Here is a 22,976-nt window from a genome sequence, read left to right on the forward strand (position 1 = left end):
TCTCGAAGGGCCCCATCAAGAGGCCCGCCACCCAACTTGGAGTAACGCGATGAACCGCAGATCCTTTTTGAAAACCACCGCCGCCACGGCCGTCGTCGCGGGCGTCGGCGTCCCGGCTTTCGCCGCTGACGAGCCGCTGAAAATCGGCTTCATCTATGTCGGCCCCGTCGGCGACATGGGCTGGTCCTACCAGCACGACCAAGGTCGCCAGGCGATCGAAGAAAAATACGGCGACAAGGTGAAGACCTCGTTCATCGAGAACGTGCCGGAAGGCCCCGATGCAGAGCGCGCGCTGACCCAGCTGGCGCTGGACGGCAACAAGCTGATCTTCGCGACCTCCTTCGGCTACATGGACGCGGTGATGAACGTCGCCAAGAAATTCCCCGACGTGAAATTCGAGCACGCCACCGGCTACAAGCTCGCTGACAACGTCGCGACCTATGACGCGAAATTCTTCCAGGGTCGCGCCATTCAGGGCACGATCGGCGGCCGCATGACCAAGACCAACAAGATCGGTTATATCGGCTCCTTCCCGATCCCCGAGGTCTATCAGGGCATCAACTCCGCCTATCTGGCCGCGAAGAAGGTGAACCCCGACGTCGAAATGAAAGTCGTCTGGGCCTACACCTGGTTCGATCCGGCGAAAGAGGCCGACGCGGCTGCAGCCCTGATCGCCGATGGTGTGGACGTGCTGCTGCAGCACACCGACTCGACCGCGCCGCAGGCCAAGGCACAGGAAGCGGGCAACGTCATCACCTTCGGTCAGGCGTCGGATATGTCGAGCTTCGCGCCGATGCCGCGCGTGGCGTCGACCATCGACAACTGGGCGCCCTATTACATCGAGCGCGTCGGTGCGGTCATGGACGGCTCGTGGAAGTCGGAAGCCACCTGGGGCGGCATCGACAGCGGCATGGTGGAGATCGGCGAAATCTCCTCGGCGGTGCCGGACGACGTCAAGAAAGAGGCGCTGCAGCTCAAGGAAGATATCGGCTCGGGCAAGGTCCATCCCTTCACCGGTCCGCTGAACAAGCAGGACGGCACGGCCTTCCTCGCCGATGGCGAAATGGCGACCGACGATCAGCTTCACTCGATGACCTTCTACGTCGAGGGGATCACGGCAGAACCGCCGAAGTAAGTCAGTCCTACTGATGCGAATGGGAAAGGGTCGGCCACGCGCCGGCCCTTTTTCGTTGTTTCGCAAGTGTCTTTTCACTTCACGTTAGCGTCAGACTTGTTCCACAGGCTGATTCGTCGCAGGATTTGAAAGGCGGGTCTTCTTGACACATTCAAACAATTGCATCTATCGAGTTAGACGTGACAAGTTGATGACCGGGTAACGGGAGGGAACAAAATGGCACATATCGTGGTGCTGGGCGCAGGTCTTGGCGGCGCCATCATGGCTTATGAATTGCGTGACCAAGTCCGCAAGGAAGACGAAATCACCGTCATTACCAAGGACCCGAAGTACCACTTCGTGCCCTCCAACCCTTGGGTCGCCGTCGGCTGGCGCGACCGCAAGGACATCACCGTCGATCTCGAACCGACGATGAAGAAGAAGAACATCAAGTTCATCCCGGTCGCGGCAAAGCGCCTGCACCCCGATGACAACAAGGTCGAGCTGGAGGATGGCCGCGAGGTTTCCTACGATTACATCGTGCTCGCCACCGGCCCGGAACTCGCCTTCGACGAGATCGAAGGACTCGGACCCGACGGCTTCACCCACTCGGTCTGCCATGTCGATCACGCCGAGGATGCCGGCACCGCCTTCAAGCGCTTCTGCGAAGACCCCGGCCCGATCATCGTGGGCGCGGTGCAAGGCGCGTCGTGCTTCGGCCCGGCCTATGAATTCGCCTTCATCCTCGACACCGCGCTGCGCCGGGCGAAGATCCGCGATCAGGTGCCGATCACCTTCGTCACCTCCGAGCCTTATGTCGGCCATCTCGGCCTCGACGGCGTCGGCGACACCAAGGGTCTTCTCGAAGGCGCGATGCGCGACAAGCACATGAAGTGGATGACCTCGAGCCGCGTGAAGAAGGTCGAAGACGGCGTGATGCATGTCGAAGAGATCGCCGATGATGGCTCCGTCAAGGCGACCCATGAGATGCCGTTCAAATACTCGATGATGCTGCCGCCTTTCCGTGGCATCCCGGCGGTGATGGGGCTTGAGGGCCTTGTGAACCCGCGCGGCTTCGTCATCGTCGACAAGCACCAGCGCAACCCGAAATACCAAAACGTGTTCGGGATCGGCGTCGGCATCGCGATCCCGCCCATGGGCCCGACCCCAGTGCCCTGCGGCGTGCCGAAGACCGGCTTCATGATCGAGTCGATGGTGACCGCCACCGCGCATAACCTCGGCAACATCGTACGTGGTCAGGAACCCGACGAGACCGGCACCTGGAACGCGATTTGCTTGGCCGATTTCGGCGACAGCGGCATCGCCTTCGTGGCCCAGCCGCAGCTTCCGCCGCGCAACGTCAACTGGTCGAGCCAGGGCAAATGGGTCCACCTCGCCAAGATCGGTTTCGAGAAGTATTTCATGCGCAAACTGCGCAAGGGCACCTCGGAGCCGTTCTACGAGAAGACCGCGATGAAGATGCTCGGTATCGACAAGCTGAAAGCGGTCAAGAAGACCCACTGAGCCGAACCGGCACAGATTTTTCTTCCCAAATCACGGGGCGGGCCTGCGGGTCCGCCCCGTGCTGATTCACGCCGATGGCCAAGTGGGCGCCGGAACACACGGCCTCGTGAAACGTTTGCCCCCCCGATACGCGGCCAGATGCCGCATGAAAGGGAGACGACATGAAGACGTTGAAGACGACCACTGCGCTCGTTGCCGGCCTTGCCGCGCTGAGCCCGGCGATCCTGCCGTTCAGTGCGCTTGCCCAGGATAGCAATACCGCCGCCGCTGAATGCATCGCGAAGGCGGTCGCAGATGGCACCCCGATGGAGAAGGCGAAAGCCGATTGCGAGGCCGACGCGGCAAATGCCGATGGCTCCGCCGAAGCTGCGGCAGGCACCGATCCGGCGAATGCCGACGCGCCGATGAGCGACAGCGAAGCCGATCAGGCCGCAAAAGCCGCGATCGAAGGCGCAGCCCCGCCCGCCGATCAGGACCCGGCTGCGAGCGGTGACACCCCCGACGCCAGCGCGAAAGCCGCAGTCGAAGGCGGCGCGGATGTGACCACTCAATCCGAGACCACGAACACCGATACAAACGCCGACGCGGCCGCCGCTGCGACGACGGATGCCAATACCGATGCCTCTGCCGAGACCGACGCAGCCGCTGCCACCGACGCGCAGCCCGATGCTGCGGCACCGGCAGAGACCGACGGTTCGGCCACCGCAACGGCTGATGGCTCGACCTCGGCGGATACGACAGCAGACGCAGAGACCACCGCTGAGACCGACAGCTCCGCTACGGCTGAAACCGATGGCTCGACCACCGCAACGGCTGATGGCTCGACCGATGCCACTGCCGATAGCCAGACCGACGCCGAGGCGACGAACACGCTCAGCCCTGACACCACCTCGCAGGACGCCCCTGCCCCGGTGACCGACACCACCGAAAACGCGATGGAGAACTCGGAGGCCCAGGCGGACAGCACCGCGACGGCAGAGCCCGAGGCGAAACCTGCAGGCGAGACCTCGACGGACACCACCTCCGACACGCAGGTCGTGCAGGAAGGCAATGGCGGGTCCGGCGCTGAAGTCGAACCGAAGGTGATCCAGCCGGAAGAGGCTGCCAATGCCGACGCGACTGCAGACGGCTCGGCCAGCGCGGACACGACCGCGAATGCCGAAACCGATCAGCAGGCGGACACGCAGGACACCGCGGCCACCAAGGCGACGAAGCTGCTGGAGAACGCGCTGACCGATACGAAAGCCGCGATCGAAGGCGAAGCCGTGCAGAACGAGGCGCTCAACGCGCCGACCGACAGCGCCGATACCGCCAATGCCACCGAAGAGACGGTGACCGAAGACACCGCGCGCAGCGCATCCGAAGACTTCGCGACCTCGGTCGACGCCAAGCCCGACGCTCAGGCGCAGGCAACCGCGCAAACCGACTCGTCGAAGAAGAAAAAGAAAGACCGTCTGAGCACGCTGGAAACCGCCGCGCTCTCGGGTCTCGGTGCGCTCGCCGTGGGGGCGATCCTGAACAACGGCTCGAAAGTGGCCGTGAACTCGGGCGACCGCGTTGTGGTGCAACAGCCCGATGGTTCTTACCAACTGGTGAAGGACGACAACGCGCTGCTGCGTCAGCCCGGCTCGAAGATTCGCACGCAGGACTACGCGGACGGCTCGTCGCGCACGATCGTGACCAAGCCCGATGGCAGCCAGATCGTCACCGTCTATGACGCCCAGCGCCAGATCCTGAAACGGACGCTGGTTCAGCCCGACGGCACGCAGTACCTGCTGGTCGACGACGCGCGCGGGGCCGATCCGGTCGACGTCTCGGCGCTTCCCGAGCCCAAGCCCACCGCAACGGTGTCGTCCAGCAACGAGCAGGCTCTGCGCGATGCGCTGACCCGTCAAAGCGGCATCGACCGTACCTTCACGCTCTCGCAGGTGCGCAACATCACCCCGGTGCGCGATCTCGCCCCGGCGATCTCGGTCGAGAACATCAACTTCGAGACCGGGTCCGCCGCGATCCAGCCCGATCAGGCGCAGGCTCTCTCGGCTCTGGGTCAGGCGATCCAGCAGCGCATCGACGAGAACCCGCGCGAGCTGTTCCTCGTGGAAGGCCATACCGACGCCGTCGGCAGCGCCGCCTATAACCTCGCGCTCTCGGACCGTCGCGCGGAATCGGTCGCGCTGGCTCTGAGCGAGTATTTCGACGTGCCCGCCGAGAACCTCGTGGTGCAGGGCTATGGCGAACAGGACCTGAAGGTGCAGACCGAAGGCGCCTCGGAAGCCAACCGCCGCGCCGTGGTGCGCCGGATCACCGATCTTCTGCGCACCGCCTCGAACTGAGGTTGAGCCTGAGACAAAAGCAAAGGGCGCCCTGCGGGGCGCCCTTTTCGCATCTCTCCCGAAAGAGGGGGAGTAGTGGTGGCGAGGGGGGGACTTGAACCCCCGACCCCACGATTATGAGTCGTGTGCTCTAACCAGCTGAGCTACCTAGCCACTGGGGGGCTAACTAGGCAAAGCGGATCGTCCAGTCAAGGACGTTTTGCGGGAAAATTGCCCCCATTTCGCTGCGGCATATTGGGAATTGGCGAAGCCGCGCGCAAAGGCTAGGCATGAGGGGAAAAGGAGAGACCATGCACGCCGCCCCTGCCCTGCCCCTGACACGCGATATCGTTCTGATCGGGGGCGGACATACCCATGCGCTGGTACTGCGGATGTGGGGGATGAACCCGTTGCCGGGTGTGCGACTGACCATGATCAACCCAACCCCCTCCGCGGCCTATTCGGGAATGCTGCCGGGCCATGTGGCGGGGCATTACACGCGCGACGAGCTGCAGCTCGATCTGGTGAAGCTTGCGCGGCATGCGGGCGCGCGGCTGGTTCTGGGGCGCGCCACGGGGATCGACCGGGCGCGGCGGCTGATCGAAGTGCCGGGGCGTGCGCCGATCGCCTATGACGTGGCCTCGATCGATATCGGGATCACCGCCGAGATGCCGCAGCTGCCGGGCTTTCTCGACCATGTCGTGCCTGCGAAGCCGCTCGACGCTTTCGCCGACGCCTGGGACGCCTTCGCCGCCAATCCGCCCGAGTCGCCAAAGATCGCCGTGGTCGGCGGCGGCGTGGCAGGGGTGGAGCTCGCGATGGCCTGCGCCCACCGTCTGCCGCAAGCGCAGGTCACGGTCTATGAGGCAGCCCCCGAGGCACTGCGCGCGCTTGGCACCGGCGCGCGGAACGCGATGCTGGAGCACTGCGCGCGGCTTGGCGTGACCATCGAGACCGACGCGGCGCTGATCGGCGCGGAAAAAGGGCGGCTCCTTCTGGAAGGCGGACGCACGGCGGAGGCCAATTTCATCATCGGCACGGGGGCCACGAAACCCGCCGACTGGCTACCCGAAACGGGGCTCGATCTGACCGACGGTTTCGTCACGGTCGGCCCGACGCTGCAAAGCTCCGATCCCGCGATCTTCGCCGCAGGCGACATCGCACATCTCAGCCACGCGCCGCGCCCCAAGGCGGGCGTCTATGCGGTGCGCGAAGCGAAGCCCCTTTTCGCCAACCTGCGTGCGGCGGCGTCCGGCGGGGTGATGAAGAGCTATCAGCCGCAGCGCGATTATCTGAAGCTGATCTCCACGGGCGGCAAACAGGCGGTGGCCGACAAATGGGGCCTGCCGCTGAACGGTGCATGGCTCTGGCGCTGGAAGGACCATATCGACCGCAAGTTCATGGCGAAGGTCCACGATCTGCCCGCGATGCCGACGCCGCCCCTGCCCCGCGAGCACGCGCAGGGAATCGCGGAGGTGCTGGGCAGCAAGCCGATGTGCGGCGGCTGCGGCGCGAAGCTGGGCGGTCAGGCGCTGCGCGAGGCGCTGTCCGATCTGCCTGCTCCCGCGCGCGCCGATGTGCTGAGCGGTCCGGGCGACGACGCCGCCGTACTGTCTTGCGGCGCGCAGACGCAAGTCTTCACCACAGATCACGTCCGCGCCTTCACCGAAGACCCGTGGCTGCTGGGCCGGATCGTGGCGCTGCATGCGATGAGCGACGCTTGGGCGATGGGCGCGGCCCCGCAGGCGGCCTTGGCGCAGGTCACCCTGCCCCGCCAATCCGAGGAATTGGGCGCACGGGCTCTGCGCGAAATGCTTAGCGCGGCGTCCGAGGCTTTCCGCGACGCGGGCTGCGATCTCGTCGGCGGCCATACCTCGATGGGCGCGGAGCTGACACTGGGCTTCACCGTGACCGGGCTGGCCGAGCGGCCTTTGGGTCAAGACGGCGCGAAACCCGGCGAGGTGCTGATCCTGACGAAGCCGCTTGGAACGGGCGTGATCCTCGCCGCCGAGATGGCGAAACACGCGCCGGGCGGGGTAGTTGCAGGCGCGCTGGAGAGCATGGGTCGCAGCTCTGCCGAGGCCTCCACGATCCTCGCGCCCGTGGCCTCTGCGATGACGGATGTGACGGGCTTTGGTCTCGCGGGGCATCTGCTGGGTCTGTGCGAGGCGTCGGACGTCTCGGCAGAGCTGAACCTCGCCGCGATCCCGCTGCTCGATGGGGCCGAGGCTTTGGCCGAGGCAGGCGAGCACTCGACGCTTCTGCCGCAAAACATCGCCAATTGCGCGGGCCGGATGACCGCGCCGCCGTGCCCGCGAACGGAGCTGCTGCACGATCCGCAGACCTCGGGCGGGTTGCTGGCCAGCGTGCCGGAGGCGCAGGCTGCGGAGGTGCTGGCAAAGCTGGAAACGGCAGGCTACCGCGCCGCGCAGATCGGGGTGATTGCGGAGGGTCCGGCGTTCCTGCGGGTGCGGTGAGAAAAGGGTCGCGCCCGAGCCTTGGGTGGGCGCTTTGACCGGTCGGTGGCTTGGCGCTTTATCACGCAAGTCCGGACGACATTCCTACTCGCGATGACATCGCCAATGCGCCCTCCCGGGGGGAGGGTCGGGCGCGGCCCGGGCTGGTCGCCCGCGCCGAGGGCTCACGGCCTCAGCGCTCCGCCATCTCCTGCGCCTCTTTCACCACCTGCGCTGCCAGGCTTTCGATCGCCTCCGGCGCGAGGCTTTCCGCCTCGATCACCCGCTCATGTTCCACATGGCGCGCGCGGTGCTTCTCATAGCGCGGATCGTAATGGTCGCGCATCAGCTCGCCCGCCAGCGCCGCATATTCCCCCGCCGTGGCCTGTGCCTGCCACGCTGCGATCCGCTCGGCGGGTTGGAAGGGCCGCAGCTGATCGAGTACCGCCAGCAGCCGATCGGCATCCGCCGTGATATCCGCATAGGCCCGCGCGAGATACTGCGCCCGCTCCGACAGCGGTGCTCTGACCCGCAGGCGCGGCGCGTCTTTGATCGCGGCCCAGATCCCTGCGGGCAATTGCAGATCGCCGATCTTGGAGCTTTCCGCCTCCAGCAGCACCGGCCGCGCCGGATCGAGCGCCGCGATCTCCATGATCAGCCGCGACTCGAAATCCTTCTGGCTCGACTGGCCACCCTCCATCGCCCCGAAGAGCGAGCCGCGATGATTGGCGAGCCCCTCAAGATCGATCACCTGCGCCCCCTGCGCCCGCGCGGCCTTCAGGATGTCGGTCTTCGCGGTCCCGGTATTGCCGTCGAGAACGACGACCGGACAGGGCATCTCGGCAAGCCCGGCCTCCACGACCAGCGACCGGAAGGCCTTGTAGCCACCTTCGACCAGTTCCACGCGCCAACCGACCTGCTTTAGGATCGTCGCGAACGACCCCGAACGCTGCCCGCCACGCCAGCAATAGACCAGAGGCCGCCAGCCGCCTTCTTTGTCCGCCAGTGGGCCCTGCAGATGTTTGGCGGCATTCTGCGCCACCAGCGCCGCGCCGATCTTGCGCGCATCGAACGGCGCGACCTGCTTGTAGATCGTGCCGACGCGGGCGCGCTCCTCATCGTCGAGCACGGGCAGATTAATGGCGCCGGGGATATGATCCTCGGCGAATTCCGAAGGTGAGCGCACATCGATGATCGTGTCGAAATCGAGCGCGGCGACCTCGGCAATCGAGGTAAGTTTCATCAGTAGACAGTAACCTGCGTGCCGACGGGAACGCTGTTGAACAGATCGATGACATGATCGTTCACCATCCGGATGCAGCCGTTCGAGACCGCATGCCCGATCGAGCCCGGCTCGGTCGTGCCGTGGATGCGGATCGCCGTGTCACGCCCGTTCTGATACAGATACATCGCCCGCGCGCCGAGCGGGTTCTGCGGCCCGCCCTTCATACCGTCCTCGTATTTCTTGTAGGCCGGATTGCGTTCGATCATCTCGCGGGTGGGCGTCCAGCTCGGCCATTTGACCTTGCGCGCCACCGTCGCGGTGCCGCGGAACTTCAACTCGTCCTTGCCGACGGCCACGCCGTAACGCATCGCCACGCCCGGCGCGGTGATGTGATAGAGGAAGAACTTATCCGAGACGATAATGATCGAGCCCACCGGCAGATCCGGCTTCACCGCCACTTTCGTCGGGTAATATTGCGACCCGATCGGCCAGCGCTTGGCCGGCCCGGTCTCGACGCTTTGCGCAGGTTCGGTTGCGGCAAAGGCGGGCAGGCTTGCGAAGGGCAAGGCGGCCAGCGAGAGAAGAAAAGCGCGGCGATCCATTATCAAACTCCTGCAAAATCCTGCGGCGTCTCCCGGCAAAGCGTTCGACACAAACCAAGGGTGAGGCTAGCAAAGCCGCCCCACCCTCTCAAGAATTTGGTCTCGGGTCAGAAAAAGGCCAGCGCCAATCGTTGCCGCTTTGTCGATTACTTACCGAAAGCGCAGCCCGATTTGATGCCGAACTTGCCGAAGATCATCGCAGCCGGGCAGAAGCCGGTGAAAGCCGATTGCAGCAGGTTCGCGCCGATGAAGGCGGTGAACCACAGCCAGTACATCGAGACATAAACGGCCAGCAGCAGCGAGATCAGGATCATCACGCCAGCAAAGGCAAAAATCGCACGGTCGAGGTTCATTCGAGGGCACTCCACGAAAAAAGTTACGTTGTCAGAAGATATAACAGTTCCTCACGACAAATTCAATTGCTTGCATATGTCGCGCGACGCTTGACCGCAGCCCCGTGCAGGATCAGATAACGCCCTATGAGCGAAGCCACTTTTATCATCGACGCCATGCATTGCGGGGCCTGCACCGGTCGGGTCGAACGCGCACTCATGGCACAACCCGGCGTACAGAACGCCTCGGCCAACCTGATGGCGCGCAGTGCGCATGTCGAATTCGACGGGCCTGCCGATCTCGAAAGCCTCAAATCGGCCCTCGACCAGGCGGGCTATCCGGGCCGTCTGAAAGAAGAGATGGCCAACGGCCCCAGCGCAGCCGAGCGCCAGATGCAGGAGGCGCGCCAGCTCAAGCGTCAGTTCCTGACCGCGCTCGCGCTGACCGCACCGGTCTTCGTGCTCGCGATGGGCGCGCATATGATCCCCGGCATGCATCACCTGATCGCCAATACGATCGGGATCGAAGCAAGCTGGTGGGTGCAGATGATCCTCACCGCGCTGGTGCTGGCGTTCCCCGGCCGCGTCTTTCTGCGCATCGGCGTCCCGGCCCTGCTGCGCGGCTCGCCCGAGATGAATTCGCTCGTCGCGATGGGCTCGCTCGCCGCGTTCGTCTATTCCGCCCTCGTCACACTTGCGCCCGGCCTTCTGCCCGAGAGCGCGCGCGGCGTCTATTTCGAGGCGGCGGCGACCATCGTCACGCTGATCCTGCTGGGTCGCTGGCTTGAGGCGCGCGCCAAGGGCCGCGCAGGCGAGGCGATCTCGCGGCTGATCGGTCTGCAGCCCAAAACTGCGCGCGTGCAGACCGAAAATGGTGTCGAGGAACGTCCGATCGAGGAACTCGTGCCCGGCGACATCCTTCTGCTCGCCCCCGGCGAGCGCGTAGCCCTCGATGGGGTGATCGCCGAGGGCGCCGGCCATATCGACGAGAGCATGCTGACCGGCGAGCCGGTCCCCGTCGCAAAAACCGAAGGCGATCCGATCACCGGCGGCACCGTGAATGGCGAATCCGCACTCAGCTACCGCGTCACCGCGACCGGCGGCGACACCGTCCTGTCGCGGATCATCGCGATGGTCGAAGCCGCGCAGGGCGCAAAACTGCCGGTGCAGGCGCTGGTCGACAAGGTCACCCGCGTCTTCGTGCCCGTAGTCATGGCGCTGTCGCTCCTGACCTTCGCGATCTGGATGATCGCGGGCATGGGCTTTTCGCATGCCTTCGTCGCGGCGATCTCGGTGATGATCATCGCCTGCCCCTGCGCGATGGGTCTGGCGACGCCCGTCTCGATCCTCGTGGGCACCGGGCGCGGCGCCGAACTGGGCCTGCTGTTCCGCCGTGGCGACGCGCTGCAACGGCTCTCGGAAGTCGCAGTCGTGGGCTTCGACAAGACCGGCACGCTGACCGAAGGCCACCCTGCCCTCACCGATCTCGAACCGCTCGCCGATCTGCCCGAGACGGAAATCCTCGCGCTGGCCGCTGGCGCCGAGGCGCGCTCGGAACACCCGCTGGCCCGTGCGATCCTCGCCGAGGCCGAGACGCGCGGCATTCCCCACGCGCCTGTCAAACGCGTCAAGGCGTTGTCCGGCAAGGGGCTGCGCGCGCAAGCCGAAGGCGCCAAGCTCTGGATCGGCAATGCCGGTGCGATGGAAGAGGCAGGCGCGGATATCGCCCCCTATGCCGAACGTGCGAAGGCGCTGGCTGCGAAAGGCCGCACCCCGGTCTGGATGTCGCTCGACGATCGCCCTGTCGCCCTGATGGCGCTGTCGGATCCGATCAAGGCAGAGGCGCGCGAAGCGATCGACGCCCTGCACAAGGCGGGCAAGCAGGTGGCGATGGTCACCGGCGACACGCGCGCCACTGCGGAAGCGGTTGGCCACGATCTCGGCATCGACCGGATCGAGGCCGAAGTATTGCCAGACGGCAAGCGCGACGCGGTCGAGAGCCTGCGCCAGATCGGTCCGGTCGCCTTCGTGGGCGACGGCATCAATGACGCGCCTGCGCTGGCGGCTGCCGATGTGGGCCTCGCGATCGGCACCGGCACCGATGTGGCCATCGAGGCCGCCGAGGTCGTGCTGATGCGCGGCGACCCGAACGGCGTCGCGATGGCGCTGGAACTGTCGCGCGCAGTGATGCGCAATATCCGACAGAACCTGTTCTGGGCCTTTGCCTATAACGTCGCGCTGATCCCGGTCGCGATGGGCATTCTCGTGCCCTTCGGCGGCCCCGGCCTGTCCCCGATGCTGGCGGCGGGCGCGATGGCGTTCTCCTCGGTCTTCGTGGTCACCAACGCACTGCGCCTGCGCCGCGCCTTGCGCTGAGCCGGGCGGGCATCGGCGAGAGCGCGCCGAGGCTGGAACTCCGCCCTTCCCAAGCGGCAAGGAGCACGTTTAGCTGCGACGACCCACCACCCGGAGCGCCCGCATGCTGACTCGTCGCCTCTTCCTGCTCTCGCTCGGCGCCCTCGCGGCCTGTGGCGGCTCGCCGCGTCCGATGGCGAAACCGGTCTACGCACTGCCGCTCCATCGCAACGAGACGCCGGAAATCCGCGCCCTAATCAACCGCTATTCCGACCATTACGGCGTGCCGCGCAGCCTCACCCACCGCGTGGTCCAGCGTGAGAGCCGCTACCGCGCCGATGCCCGCAATGGCCCCTATTACGGGCTGATGCAGATCCTGCCGCAAACCGCGCGTGGCATGGGTTTTCGCGGCAAGCCGCATGACCTACTCGATCCCGACACCAACCTGAAATACGCGGTGAAATACCTGCGCGGCGCGTGGTTGGTCTCGGACGGCTCGGAAGATCGCGCGGTGAAATGGTATTCGCGCGGCTATTACTACGAAGCAAAACGGCGCGGCTTGCTCCGCGAAACCGGCCTGCGCTGACCCGCGACCTGCGCGGGGCCGACCGGAGGGACGCTCCGCGGGGGATATTTAAACCAAGGCCAAGCAAAGCGCCTTACCTTCCTCTTGGCCGAAATATCCCCGCCGGAGGCAACCAACCTTTGCAGGCAATGCCGCCCTCACTCGGGCGCGCGCAACACCCCCGCAGGCCGCGCCGCCAAGGGACGCAGCGCGAAGACCAGACCGGCCAGCAGCGTCGCGATAACGCCGCCCGCCACGATCAGGAGCGCGGGGAGCGGGGCGAAATGGAACTCCGCCCCCATCACCAGATCAACCACGGCCCAACCCGCGAGCCCACCGAAGAGGATCGCGACCAGACCCGCAGCCGCGCCCATCAGTGCCGAACGCAGCGCGAAGCTCGCTAGGATCGCACCGCGCGTGGCGCCGAGCGTCTTGAGCATCGCCGCCTCCCAAGCACGTTCCCGCTCGCCCGCGGCCGCCGCGCCGATCAGCACGACGAAACCCGTAAGCAGCGTCACGCCCGCCGCCAGCGAGGTCGCCCGTGCGATCGCCGAGAGCGCATCGGTCACGCGCTGCAGGGCGTCGCGCACGCGGATCGCGGTGATATTCGGGAAACGCTCCGCAAGATCACGCATCACCTGCGCCTCGGCGCTTGGCGGCGCGTAGATCGTGGCGAGCCATGTATGGGGCGCGCCGCGCAGTGCCGCCGGATCGAGCGTGAGGACAAAGCCGATACCCCCGGTCGAGAAATCCACGTCGCGGAACGAGGTCACCTTCGCGGTGATGTCGCGCCCGAGGATGTTCACCGTGATCGTATCGCCGAGCTTCAGGCCGATCTCCTGCGCCTCCTTGGCCGAGAAGCTGGCCAGCGGCGGGCCGTTATAGTCCTTCGGCCACCACTCGCCCGCGGTGATCTTCTCGCGCGGGGTCTCGGCATAGGTCACGCCGCGGTCGCCGCGCAGCACCCAATGCTCGCCATGCGTCTTGCGCGCGTCCTCGCCGTTGATCTTGGTGATGACGCCGCGCAGCATCGGCACGCTTTCGACCTTGGTCACCTCGGGCATATCTGTCAGCAGATCGGTGAAGGGCTGGATCTGGTCGGGCTGGATGTCGATCACGAAATAGGCGGGCGCGACCTTCGGCAGATCGCGGTCGATCGCCCCGCGCAAACCGCTATCGACCTGCCCGACCGCGGCCAGAACGGAGAGGCCAAGTCCCAGCGACAGGATGACCGAGCGCGCTTCGGAGCGCGGCCCGCCGATGGCGGCAAGGGCGGCGCGCAGCACGGGGCGGCCCCGGGCGCTATGCTGAGCGCGGCGCGCCAGCCAGCGGATCAGGCTCGCCGCGAGCGTCAGGATCAGAAGCGCCACGGCGATGCCGCCGAGGCTCGCCAGCGTCAGCGTCCAGAGGCCCGAGAACCACGCCGAAACGGTGACGATGATTGTCAGAAGCGCCGCCGTCAGCAGAAGCGTGGGCCAGCCCGGCAGGCGGCGGCCTGCGCCGGTGTCGCGGTAAAGCGTCGCCGCGCGCATCTTCGACATGCGCGAGAGCGGCCAGAGGGCAAACAGCATCGCGACCAACGCGCCGTAGAGCGCGGCCTCGCCCAGCGGGCCGGGATCGAGGCCGATCTCGACCGGCAGCGGCAGCGCGCGTTCGATCAGCCCGGATGCGCCGAGGACGAGACCGGCGCCGAGGAGGAGTCCGGCGAGAATGCCTGCGAGGCCGAGAGCGGCAAGTTGGATCAGGAACGCTGCGCGGATCGTACTTCCGGTCGCGCCGAGCGCGCGTAGAGTGGCGATGGTAGGCGCCTTGCGTTCGATCCATGCAGCGACGGTGGCGGAGATGCCGACCCCGCCCACGGCCAGCCCTGCCAGCCCCACCAGCACGAGGAAAGAGCCCAGCCGCTGCACGAAACGCTCCGCCCCCGGCGCGGCGCGGCGGCGGTCGGACCAGCGCATGCCGGCTCCGTCGAACCGGGTCTCTGCCTGCTGTTTCAGGGTGGCGAGGTCGGTATCGGGCGGAAGGGTCGCGCGGTATTCCGTCTCGAAAAGAGAACCCGGCGAGAGAAGCGGCGTGTTCTCGATGGCCGACAGCGAGACGATGGAATGCGGGCCAAGCCCCATCCCCGTCCCGGTCGAATCCGGCTCGCGCACGATCCGCGCCATCATCACGAAATCCTGCCCGCCAAGCTGCACCTTATCGCCGGGGCTCAGGCCCAGCCGATCAGCGAGGATCGGATCGAGGAAGATTCCCGGTACACCGCCTTGCCCCTTCAGCGCATCGGAGGCGACGGGCGGATCAAGCTGCAGCTTGCCGGTCAGCGGATAGGCCCCGTCCACTGCCTTCACCTGCGTCAGCGCGCGGTCGGCGGGATCGGTGCCGGTCGACAGCATCGAGCGAAAATCGATCACCTCGGAGACCGCGGTGGCGCGGTCGGTGATCCATTGCAGTTCCTCGGGCTTTGCACGGCGATAGGTGAATTCGTATTGCGCGTCGCCGCCCAGCAGCACCGCGCCCTGATCCGACAGCGCGCGCTCGATGGCCGAGCGCACCAGACCGACCGAGGCGATCGCCGCCACGCCCAGCATCAGGCAGAGCAGCATCACCCAGAAGCCGCGAATGCCGCCGCGCAGCTCGCGCCGGGCGATGGAGAGCGCGAGGCTCATGCGGGCGCGTCCGTTGCAATGTGATCGCCCACGACTTCGCCGTCGCGCAGTTCCACGATCCGGTCGCAGCGCGCGGCCAGTTCCGGTGCGTGGGTCACGAGAACCAGCGTCGCGCCGTGTTTCTCCTGCAGGCCGAACAGCATCTCGATGATCGTCTCGCCCGTGGCGCTGTCGAGATTGCCGGTCGGTTCATCCGCCAGCAGGATCGCGGGCCGGGGCGCGACTGCGCGGGCCAGGGCCACGCGCTGCTGCTCGCCACCCGACATCTGGCTGGGATAGTGATCGAGCCTGTGCGCCAGCCCGACGGCCTCCAGCTCTGCCGCCGCGCGCTCGAACGGGCGTTCCACCCCCGCGATTTCCAGCGGCATCGCGACGTTTTCCAGCGCCGTCATCGTCGGGATGAGGTGGAAGCTTTGGAAAACCACCCCCATATTACCCCGACGAAACCGCGCCAGTGCATCCTCGGACAGCTTCGAGAGATCATGGCCCAAAGCGGTGACAGACCCGGAGGTGGCGCGTTCGAGCCCGCCCATCAGCATGAGGAGCGACGATTTGCCCGATCCAGACGGCCCCGTAAGCCCGACGCTTTCCCCTTTCGCGATGCTCAGGTCGATCCCGTTGAGGATCTCGACCGGCCCGGTATTGCCATCGAGCGCAAGCCGCGCGTCTTTCAACTCAAGGATCGTGTCACTCATGCGCCGTCTTTCTTTTGCTTCAAAGGGATATGGGCCGCGGATGGGGATACGCAAGCGGATCGCTGCGGGTTTTATCGCCGCGGGGCTGGCGCTGGGGGTCGGGCCCGCGATGGCGGAGGTGTCGATCCTCGCATTGGGGGACTCGCTGACTCAAGGCTATGGGCTCGATAATCCGGCGGACGGGCTGGTGCCGCAGCTGCAGGGCTGGCTGCAGGGTCATGGGCAGGATGTGAAGGTGATTAATGGCGGCGTCTCAGGCGATACGACCGCAGGCGGGCTGTCGCGGATCGACTGGCTTCTGACGCCCCAGCCCGACGCGGTGATCGTGGCCTTGGGCGGCAATGACCTGCTGCGCGGGCTGCCGCCGGAACAGGCGCGGGCGAACCTCGATGGCATTCTGGCGAAACTGCAGGCGAAGGGCATTCCGGCGCTGCTGGCGGGGCTGCCCGCGCCGGGGAATTTCGGGCCGAAATATCAGCAGGATTTCGACGCGATCTATCCCGATCTGGCGCAGAAATACGATGCGATTCTGGTGCCCAACCTGCTTGCTCCGATCACGGAGACCCCGATCGAGGAGCGCGCCAAGACCGACCTAATGCAGCCCGACAATATCCACCCCTCGCCCGAAGGGGTGAAGAAGGTGGTCTCTGCGCTGGGGCCGAAGGTGCTGGAGCTTCTGGCGAAGGTGAAACCGGGGAGCTGAGCGCTCAGCTCTCCTCTTCGGGATAGGCCGCCTTGCAGGCCGCGATCTGCGCCTCGGCGGCCTTCGACAGCTCCGCCTGCCGCTTCAGCAGCGCTTCCAGCTTGCGCTTCTCGATGACCGGATCGATCGGGATCGGGCGCTGCCGCGTCACCGTGTAATCCTCGAGGCACATGCGCGGCTTCTGGATCACCTTGTCGCCCTTGGTGATCGTGTCGTAGCCGCAGATTTCCCAGCGGCTCGACGTGGTTTCGTAGCTCTGCCACGCGTAGCCCCGCGCGATGTTGCCCTGCACCTCGCTCACCAGATTGGTGACGCGCCGCAATTCGGTCGTAGACTGGCGGATGCAACGCTCCTGCGGCGTGCCGCAGGCGGCGAGCAGGACGAGCGGGATCAGCATGAGGGCGTGGCGCATGGGCTATCTCCTTGATGGGTCGAGCCTACGCCCGCTTCCGACCGCGATCAATCGCGCCCTTCCCGCATCCCCCGGCGCCTGATAAGGATCACGCTAAAGATTTGGGAGGCCCTACGCATGACTGACACGGTTGAGGATTTCGACGCCCGCAAGGCCCGCGCGAGCCAGTGGTTTTCCGACCTGCGCGACCGGATCGTCGCGGCGTTCGAGGGGCTGGAAGACAGCCATGCGCAAGGCCCGCTTTCCGATCAGGCGCCGGGCCGCTTCGAGGTGACGCCCACCGAGCGCAAAGGCCCGAACGGCGAGGATCATGGCGGCGGCAAGATGAGCGTGATGCGTGGCGGACGCGTCTTCGAGAAGGTCGGCGTGAATATTTCCACCGTCTGGGGCGAACTGGCGCCCCGCGCGCAAAAGGCGATGGCCGCACGCGGCGTACCGGGGATGGAAGAAGACCCGCGGTTCTGGGCTGCGGGGATCAGCCTCGTCGCCCATATGCAGAACCCGCATTGCCCTGCCGTGCATATGAACACGCGCATGTTCTGGACGCCCGGCGCGTGGTGGTTCGGCGGTGGCGCGGACCTCAATCCCTGCCTTGAGTATGACGAGGACACCGCGCATTTCCACGCCGAGATGCAAGCCGCCTGCGACGCCCATGACAAGACCTATTACAACCATTTCAAAGCCTGGGCAGACGAATATTTCTTCATCCCTCATCGCGGCCGGGCACGTGGCGTCGGCGGGATTTTCTACGACGATCTGAACACCGGCGAGTGGGAGGATGATTTCGCCTTCACCCAATCGGTGGGCGCGGGCTTCCTGCCCGCCTTCCAGCCGCTGATCGAGAAGCGCCGCGGGCAGGATTGGTCCGAGGAGGATCGCGAGACCCAGCTGCGCCATCGCGGCCTCTATGCGGAATACAACCTCGTCTATGACCGGGGCACGAAATTCGGGCTCGAGACCGGGCATAACGCGGATGCGGTTCTGATGAGCCTGCCGCCCGTCGCGAAATGGTATTGATCGGCTAAGGCGCGCATAGGGCCAAGGTTGGAGGGGCGCTGCCCCTCTGCGCTTGCGCGCATTCACCCCGGGATATTTTTGCCAAGAGGAAGGGAGGGGTGCGCGCCCGCATACTCGGACGCGCGCGCTCGGTCGAAACCGCGCGTCAGCCGTTGCGGATCGTTTCGACCATCAGCGCCACATTCTCCGGATCGGCATCGGGAGTGATCCCGTGGCCGAGGTTGAAGATATGCGGGCCCTTGCTGAACGCTTTGACGACATGGCGCGTCTCGTCGATCAGCGCCTGACCGCCGGTGACCATATGCGAGGATGCGAGGTTGCCCTGCACGCAGCCAGAGACCTGCACATGCTCGGCGCCCCATTCCGGCGTGATCGAATTGTCGAGCGCGACGCAATCGGCGCCGGTCTTCTGGTGGAAGCCGATATAACCCTCGCCCGCCTCGCGCGGGAAGGCGATGACCGGCAGGCCCGGGAAGCGCGCTTTCATCTCGGAGATGATCTTGCGGGCGGGTTCGACGGCGAAATCCTCGAAATCCTGACCTTTGAGCGAGCCCGCCCAGCTGTCGAAGATCTTCACGACCTCGGCCCCGGCCTCGACCTGTTTCGACAGGTATTCGATGGTCGAGACGGTAAGCAGGTCGATGATCTTCACGAAAGTCTCGCGATCTTCGGCCTTCAGCGCATGGGCCGGGCCCTGATCCTTGGTGCCGCGGCCCGCGATCATGTAGGTAGCGACGGTCCACGGCGCGCCGGCGAAGCCGATCAGCGTGGTCTCTTTCGGCAGCTCTTCCGAGAGGATCGAGACGGTCTCGTAGACCGGGTTGAGCGTCTCGTGGATGTCGTCCTTGGTCTTGAGCTTGGCGAAGCCCTCCGCCCCGGTGATGGTCGAGAGGCGCGGACCCTCGCCGGTGACGAACCACAGATCGGCGCCCAGAGCCTGCGGCAGCAGCAGAATGTCGGCAAACAGGATCGCCGCGTCGAAGCCGTAGCGACGGATCGGCTGTAGCGTCACCTCGGCGGCCAGTTCGGGATTGTAGCACAGCGACAGGAAGTCGCCTGCCTTCGCCCGCGTCGCGCGATATTCCGGCAGGTAGCGCCCCGCCTGCCGCATCATCCAGACCGGAGGGGTCGGCAGCACTTCGCCTTTCAAAGCTCGCAGGATCGTCTTGTCGGTCATTCTCGCGCCTCCTCTTTGCACCCCTTCGACGCGACCTGTGGCGTCATGTCAAGCGCAGGGCTTCTTGCAAGGTCCATCTGTCGCGGATATTCCGGGGCCATGACACAGATGCCCGATGCGAAATCCCCGCTCAAGATCGGCACCCGCGGCTCGCCGCTGGCGCTGGCGCAGGCCTATGAGACCCGAGACCGGCTGATGGCCGCGCATGGTCTGCCCGAAGACGCTTTCGAAGTCGTGGTGATCAAGACCACGGGCGACGACCGGGCGATGATCGCGGCGGACAAGCCGCTCAAGGAGATCGGCAACAAGGGCCTGTTCACGAAGGAAATCGAAGAGGCCATGGTCGATGGCCGCATCGATATCGCCGTGCATTCGATGAAGGACATGCCGACCGAGCAGCCCGAGGGGCTGGTGCTCGATTGCTACCTGCCGCGCGAAGATGTGCGCGATGCCTTCGTCAGTCTCGAATACGACTCGATCATGGCCCTGCCCGAAGGCGCGACGGTCGGCACGTCGAGCCTGCGTCGCCGGGCGCAGCTTGCCCATGTGCGCCCGGATCTGAAACTGGTCGAGTTCCGCGGCAATGTGCAGACCCGGCTGAAGAAGCTGGCGGACGGCGTCGCGGCGGCGAGCTTCCTCGCCTATGCGGGGCTGCGTCGTCTGGGGATGGAGGACTCGGCGCGCGGGCCCATCGCCCCCGAGGAGATGCTACCTGCCGTCGCGCAGGGCGCGATCGGGATCGAGCGCCGGATGGCCGATGCCCGCGCCGAGGCGCTTCTCGCGCCGATCCATGATCTGGTGACCGAACAGCGCCTGCTGGCCGAACGTGCCTTCCTCGCGACGCTGGACGGCTCCTGCGAGACGCCGATTGCGGGGCTTGCCCTGATCGAGGGCGACCGGCTCTGGCTGCGCGGCCAGATCTTGCGCCCCGACGGCTCCGAGGCGCTCGCGGGCGAGCGTTGGGGCAATATCGACGAGGGCGCCGCGATGGGCGAACACCTCGCGCGCGATCTGCTATCTCAGGCGGGCGAAGGGTTCTTCGACTGGCGCTGAGCACTCAGCACAGAAGCTGACCGGCGGCGCGGCGCTCCAGCGCCCGCTCCATCTCGGGGATTTCGCCGTCGCCGAAGCCGCGCAGGGCAAGCCGTTCCAGCGGGCTGATATCGCACCAGAGGGTCTTGAGCACCTTGTCGCGGCGCTTGCGCGGCACATCGGCCAGACGCATCTCATAGATCTCGTCCGCCGCCGCGAGCAGGCGCGGATGCAGGGCCTCCAGAAGCGGCTCGAACGCGGCACGGGCGGATTTGGCATTGCGCAGCCGCAGGATCGCGCCCTCCCCGATCGTCATCGTCTGGATCAGCGTCCAACCGAGCACGTCGGCAGCGCGATGCGGCGGGATCGGGGCGTGACCGCTGAGGCCGTAGGTGAGGCTCAGAACCCCGCGTTCTTCTTGCGGCATCGCCAGCACGACGCGGGCGCACTCCTGTTCCAGAGCGGTTTCGGCATCTTCCAGACGGCCCAGCCGCGGGGTCGTCACCTGCGCGGGCGGAACCTCCGCGCGCAGCAGGATATTGCGGATCACATTGTCGAACTTCAGTGCGATATGACGCGAGAGCATGATGCTTCCTTTTACATGTACAACCTCTCCCGCCCTGCCTTTTGAACTAGGTTTCCAGCGCCGCCGTTCCCTGCCTGTGGCGGTTTTTCGCCTAGCATTTCGCTAAGCCTTTGTAGCTCCACGAGTAAGGCTTCGCGGCTGCCTCTTGAACTTGAACGCCCGAAGGCGCAAAGCGGCGACATGCTACGTCCGATCCGCCTTGTCCTCTCCGATCCTGCTCTGCGTCTCGCCGCCATTTTGCTGGTGCTGTTCGGCGCCCATGCGGCGACGATGGGGCCCTATGTCTCGGCGCTGGCCATCAAGGTCTTCGGCCTCTCGGACCGCGCTTATTCGGGCGTGCTGATGGTCGCCTCGGTGCTGTCGGTATCGGCTTCGGTCGGGCTTGGCATCCTCGCCGATCAGCGCGCGAACCGCCGGGCCATCGCGCTTGGCACCTCGGCGATGCTGATCGTGGGCTCGGGGCTGGTGCTGGCGGGAGACAACTGGGTGGTCTTCGTGATCGCCAACGCGCTGATCCTGCCGCTCTCGGCATCGATCTTCGGCCAGCTCTTCGCACTGTCGCGGCTGGCGGCCTCGACCCACCCCGCTGAGGACCGCCCCGCGATCCTCTCGACGCTGCGCGCGCTCTTCGCGCTGCCCTGGGTGGTGGTGCTGCCGATCTGGTCGGTGGTCTTCGACCGAGGCGCGGCGATGACCTCGATCTACCCGGTGACGCTGACGCTCGGGACCACGATCCTCGCGCTAACCTTCCTGTTCTGGCCACGCGACGGGGCGACCCGCTGGCCCGACCCGAAATCGGGGCTGACTTTCCGGCAGAGCTTACGCGAGATGGCGAACCTGCCGATCCTCGCCCGCGTCGTGGCGCTTGGGACGATCAACGGGTCGATCATGCTCTATCTCGTCGTGATGGGGCTGGTCTTCGAGGCGACGCCGGGGCGCGGCGCGGCCGATACCGCGCTTTATGCGGGCCTCATGGCGGGGCTGGAGGTGCCCTTCATGCTGGCGCTGCCGCTGGTTCTGGGCCGGATCGAGCGCACGACGATGATCTGGATCGGGGCTGCGCTTTACGCAACCCATCTGGGGCTGCTGCCGCTGCTGGCCCCCACGCCTTACGTCTGGTTTCTCGCCCTGCCCGGCGCGATCGGCGGCGCGGTCGTGCTGACCCAGCCGATGGCCTATCTGCAGGACCTTCTGTCGAACCGGCCCGGCGCGGGAGCGTCGCTCATGGCGTTGCAAAAACTGGCAGGCGACGGGTTCTCCGCGGCCATCTTCGCCATTGGCACGGCGCTTGCGGGCTATGAGCTGGCCGCAGCCGCAGGCGCCCTTCTGGGCGTGGCCGGCGCGGGCGCACTCTGGGCGATGGACCGGCGCGCGGCGCGGTCCTGAGCCTTTAGAAGGCCGGGACCTGCACGCGGTCGAGAAGGCTGCGCCCGCCATCGACATTGATGATCTGCCCGGTGACGAAGCTCGCCCCCGAAGACGCCAGATACTGCACCGTCTCTGCCAGCTCCGACGGCGGCGCGATCCGGCCCAGCGGCGTGCCTTCGCAGATCGCCTCTCGCCAGTCGTCGTTTTCCTTCAGCGCATCCTGCAGCGAGCGGCTCATCACCGAAGCGAAGCTGACGCCGTTCACCCGAATCCGCTTCGGCGCAAGCGCCACGGCGAGCGAGCGGATCGCCTGATCCTGCGCGGCGCAGGCGATCGAATAGGCCATCAGCTCGGGCTGGGTACGGTTCGAGGCCAGTGTCGAGACGTTGATGATCGAGCCGATCTCGCCTTCGGTCCGACCCTCATCCTCGGCCTGCTTGATCATCCGCTTCGCGGTCATCTGACTGACCCGCAGCGCCGATTTCATGTTCTGCGACAGCATCGAGTCGAGCACCTCGACGGACGGATCGAGCGGATCGCATGGCGCGAAGGTGCGCGCGCAATTCACCAGAATGTCGATCCGGTCGAACGCGTCCACCGTGGCCGAGAGCAGGTTCTTCACCGCCAGCTTCTCGCACAGATCGCCCGAGAAATAGCGCACCGGCCCTTCGGTCTTGGCCGTGTCGCCGAGTTCGGCGGCAAGCTTCTCTTCATCGATATCGGCAAACATCACCTGCGCGCCGCGATCGACGAAATGGCGCGCGATGGCCTGACCGATACCGTGGGCTGCGCCCGTGACGATGACGGTCTTGCCGGAAACAGAAAGGGACATTGG

The 22,976-nt window shown here is 66.0% G+C and carries 19 protein-coding genes and 1 tRNA gene; 10 read left to right on the top strand and 10 right to left on the bottom strand.

Features of this window, described 5'->3' with window-relative positions; all coding sequences use genetic code 11:
- Nucleotides 1-49: 49 nt before the first annotated feature.
- From BMI87_RS06690 to BMI87_RS06700, 3 genes are all read left to right on the top strand, one after another.
- Nucleotides 50-1,135 carry a BMP family ABC transporter substrate-binding protein gene (locus tag BMI87_RS06690; protein WP_078520379.1) on the top strand — a complete coding sequence of 362 codons (1,086 nt, stop codon included), beginning with the start codon at nt 50-52 and terminating at the stop codon, nt 1,133-1,135.
- Nucleotides 1,136-1,351: 216 nt separating this feature from the next.
- Nucleotides 1,352-2,638 carry an NAD(P)/FAD-dependent oxidoreductase gene (locus tag BMI87_RS06695; protein WP_078520380.1) on the top strand — a complete coding sequence of 429 codons (1,287 nt, stop codon included), beginning with the start codon at nt 1,352-1,354 and terminating at the stop codon, nt 2,636-2,638.
- A gap of 161 nt (nt 2,639-2,799) precedes the next feature.
- On the top strand, nt 2,800-4,971 hold the full coding sequence (locus BMI87_RS06700; protein WP_078520381.1) for an OmpA family protein: 2,172 nt from the start codon (nt 2,800-2,802) through the stop codon (nt 4,969-4,971).
- A gap of 76 nt (nt 4,972-5,047) precedes the next feature.
- Here BMI87_RS06700 and BMI87_RS06705 read toward each other — a convergent pair.
- Nucleotides 5,048-5,124, bottom strand: a tRNA-Met gene (locus BMI87_RS06705).
- Between the two features lie 137 nt (nt 5,125-5,261).
- On the opposite strand from BMI87_RS06705, the gene selD reads away from it, so the two are divergent.
- Nucleotides 5,262-7,427 (top strand): selenide, water dikinase SelD, encoded by a 2,166-nt coding sequence (gene selD, locus BMI87_RS06710; protein ID WP_078520382.1) that lies wholly within the window; start codon nt 5,262-5,264, stop codon nt 7,425-7,427.
- A gap of 172 nt (nt 7,428-7,599) precedes the next feature.
- On the opposite strand, the gene mnmH is transcribed toward selD, so the two are convergent.
- The 3 genes from mnmH to BMI87_RS06725 form a co-directional block, all read right to left on the bottom strand.
- Complete coding sequence (mnmH, locus tag BMI87_RS06715) at nt 7,600-8,649, bottom strand: tRNA 2-selenouridine(34) synthase MnmH (protein ID WP_078520383.1); 1,050 nt, start codon at nt 8,647-8,649, stop codon at nt 7,600-7,602.
- Nucleotides 8,649-9,233: a L,D-transpeptidase gene (locus tag BMI87_RS06720; RefSeq protein WP_078520384.1), complete on the bottom strand. Its 585-nt coding sequence runs from the start codon at nt 9,231-9,233 to the stop codon at nt 8,649-8,651. The genes mnmH and BMI87_RS06720 overlap by 1 nt, the downstream gene beginning before the upstream one ends.
- Before the next feature lie 146 nt (nt 9,234-9,379).
- The gene (locus tag BMI87_RS06725; protein ID WP_078520385.1) at nt 9,380-9,586 is read right to left on the bottom strand and encodes a DUF2892 domain-containing protein; all 207 of its coding nucleotides are present in this window, start codon (nt 9,584-9,586) and stop codon (nt 9,380-9,382) included.
- 126 nt (nt 9,587-9,712) lie between these two features.
- Here BMI87_RS06725 and BMI87_RS06730 point away from each other — a divergent pair, with 126 nt between their 5' ends.
- Both BMI87_RS06730 and BMI87_RS06735 read left to right on the top strand, forming a co-directional pair.
- Nucleotides 9,713-11,941, top strand: a complete 2,229-nt coding sequence (locus BMI87_RS06730) for a heavy metal translocating P-type ATPase (protein WP_078520386.1) — start codon at nt 9,713-9,715, stop codon at nt 11,939-11,941.
- Between the two features lie 103 nt (nt 11,942-12,044).
- Entirely contained in the window at nt 12,045-12,506 is a 462-nt protein-coding gene (locus BMI87_RS06735; protein ID WP_078520387.1) for a lytic transglycosylase domain-containing protein, read from the top strand.
- 137 nt (nt 12,507-12,643) lie between these two features.
- On the opposite strand, the gene BMI87_RS06740 is transcribed toward BMI87_RS06735, so the two are convergent.
- The gene (locus BMI87_RS06740; RefSeq protein WP_078520388.1) at nt 12,644-15,151 is read right to left on the bottom strand and encodes an ABC transporter permease; all 2,508 of its coding nucleotides are present in this window, start codon (nt 15,149-15,151) and stop codon (nt 12,644-12,646) included.
- A complete protein-coding gene (locus BMI87_RS06745; RefSeq protein ID WP_078520389.1) occupies nt 15,148-15,846 on the bottom strand; it encodes an ABC transporter ATP-binding protein in 699 nt (232 codons plus the stop codon). Before BMI87_RS06745 ends, BMI87_RS06740 begins: the two co-directional genes overlap by 4 nt.
- Nucleotides 15,847-15,886: 40 nt before the next feature.
- Between BMI87_RS06745 and BMI87_RS06750 the strand changes: the two genes are divergently transcribed.
- Complete coding sequence (locus BMI87_RS06750) at nt 15,887-16,549, top strand: arylesterase (protein ID WP_246832659.1); 663 nt, start codon at nt 15,887-15,889, stop codon at nt 16,547-16,549.
- A 4-nt stretch (nt 16,550-16,553) separates the two neighbouring features.
- Here the strand turns inward: BMI87_RS06750 and BMI87_RS06755 are convergent, their stop codons facing one another.
- Nucleotides 16,554-16,961 (bottom strand): hypothetical protein, encoded by a 408-nt coding sequence (locus BMI87_RS06755; RefSeq protein WP_078520391.1) that lies wholly within the window; start codon nt 16,959-16,961, stop codon nt 16,554-16,556.
- Nucleotides 16,962-17,078: 117 nt separating this feature from the next.
- Here BMI87_RS06755 and hemF point away from each other — a divergent pair, with 117 nt between their 5' ends.
- Nucleotides 17,079-17,978 carry an oxygen-dependent coproporphyrinogen oxidase gene (gene hemF / locus BMI87_RS06760; protein ID WP_078520392.1) on the top strand — a complete coding sequence of 300 codons (900 nt, stop codon included), beginning with the start codon at nt 17,079-17,081 and terminating at the stop codon, nt 17,976-17,978.
- Nucleotides 17,979-18,123: 145 nt separating this feature from the next.
- On the opposite strand, the gene hemE is transcribed toward hemF, so the two are convergent.
- The gene (hemE, locus tag BMI87_RS06765) at nt 18,124-19,155 is read right to left on the bottom strand and encodes a uroporphyrinogen decarboxylase (protein WP_078520393.1); all 1,032 of its coding nucleotides are present in this window, start codon (nt 19,153-19,155) and stop codon (nt 18,124-18,126) included.
- A 99-nt stretch (nt 19,156-19,254) separates the two neighbouring features.
- Between hemE and hemC the strand changes: the two genes are divergently transcribed.
- A complete protein-coding gene (hemC, locus tag BMI87_RS06770) occupies nt 19,255-20,208 on the top strand; it encodes a hydroxymethylbilane synthase (RefSeq protein WP_075774169.1) in 954 nt (317 codons plus the stop codon).
- Between the two features lie 4 nt (nt 20,209-20,212).
- Here hemC and BMI87_RS06775 read toward each other — a convergent pair whose 3' ends face one another.
- Nucleotides 20,213-20,773: a hypothetical protein gene (locus BMI87_RS06775; RefSeq protein WP_078520394.1), complete on the bottom strand. Its 561-nt coding sequence runs from the start codon at nt 20,771-20,773 to the stop codon at nt 20,213-20,215.
- A 180-nt stretch (nt 20,774-20,953) separates the two neighbouring features.
- On the opposite strand from BMI87_RS06775, the gene BMI87_RS06780 reads away from it, so the two are divergent.
- Nucleotides 20,954-22,159 carry a hypothetical protein gene (locus BMI87_RS06780; RefSeq protein WP_078520395.1) on the top strand — a complete coding sequence of 402 codons (1,206 nt, stop codon included), beginning with the start codon at nt 20,954-20,956 and terminating at the stop codon, nt 22,157-22,159.
- Between the two features lie 4 nt (nt 22,160-22,163).
- On the opposite strand, the gene BMI87_RS06785 is transcribed toward BMI87_RS06780, so the two are convergent.
- The gene (locus BMI87_RS06785) at nt 22,164-22,973 is read right to left on the bottom strand and encodes an SDR family NAD(P)-dependent oxidoreductase (protein ID WP_078520396.1); all 810 of its coding nucleotides are present in this window, start codon (nt 22,971-22,973) and stop codon (nt 22,164-22,166) included.
- Between the last annotated feature and the right edge of the window lie 3 nt (nt 22,974-22,976).

The sequence above is a fragment of the Thioclava sp. F28-4 genome (genome assembly GCF_002020045.1).
Lineage (GTDB): Bacteria > Pseudomonadota > Alphaproteobacteria > Rhodobacterales > Rhodobacteraceae > Thioclava > Thioclava sediminum.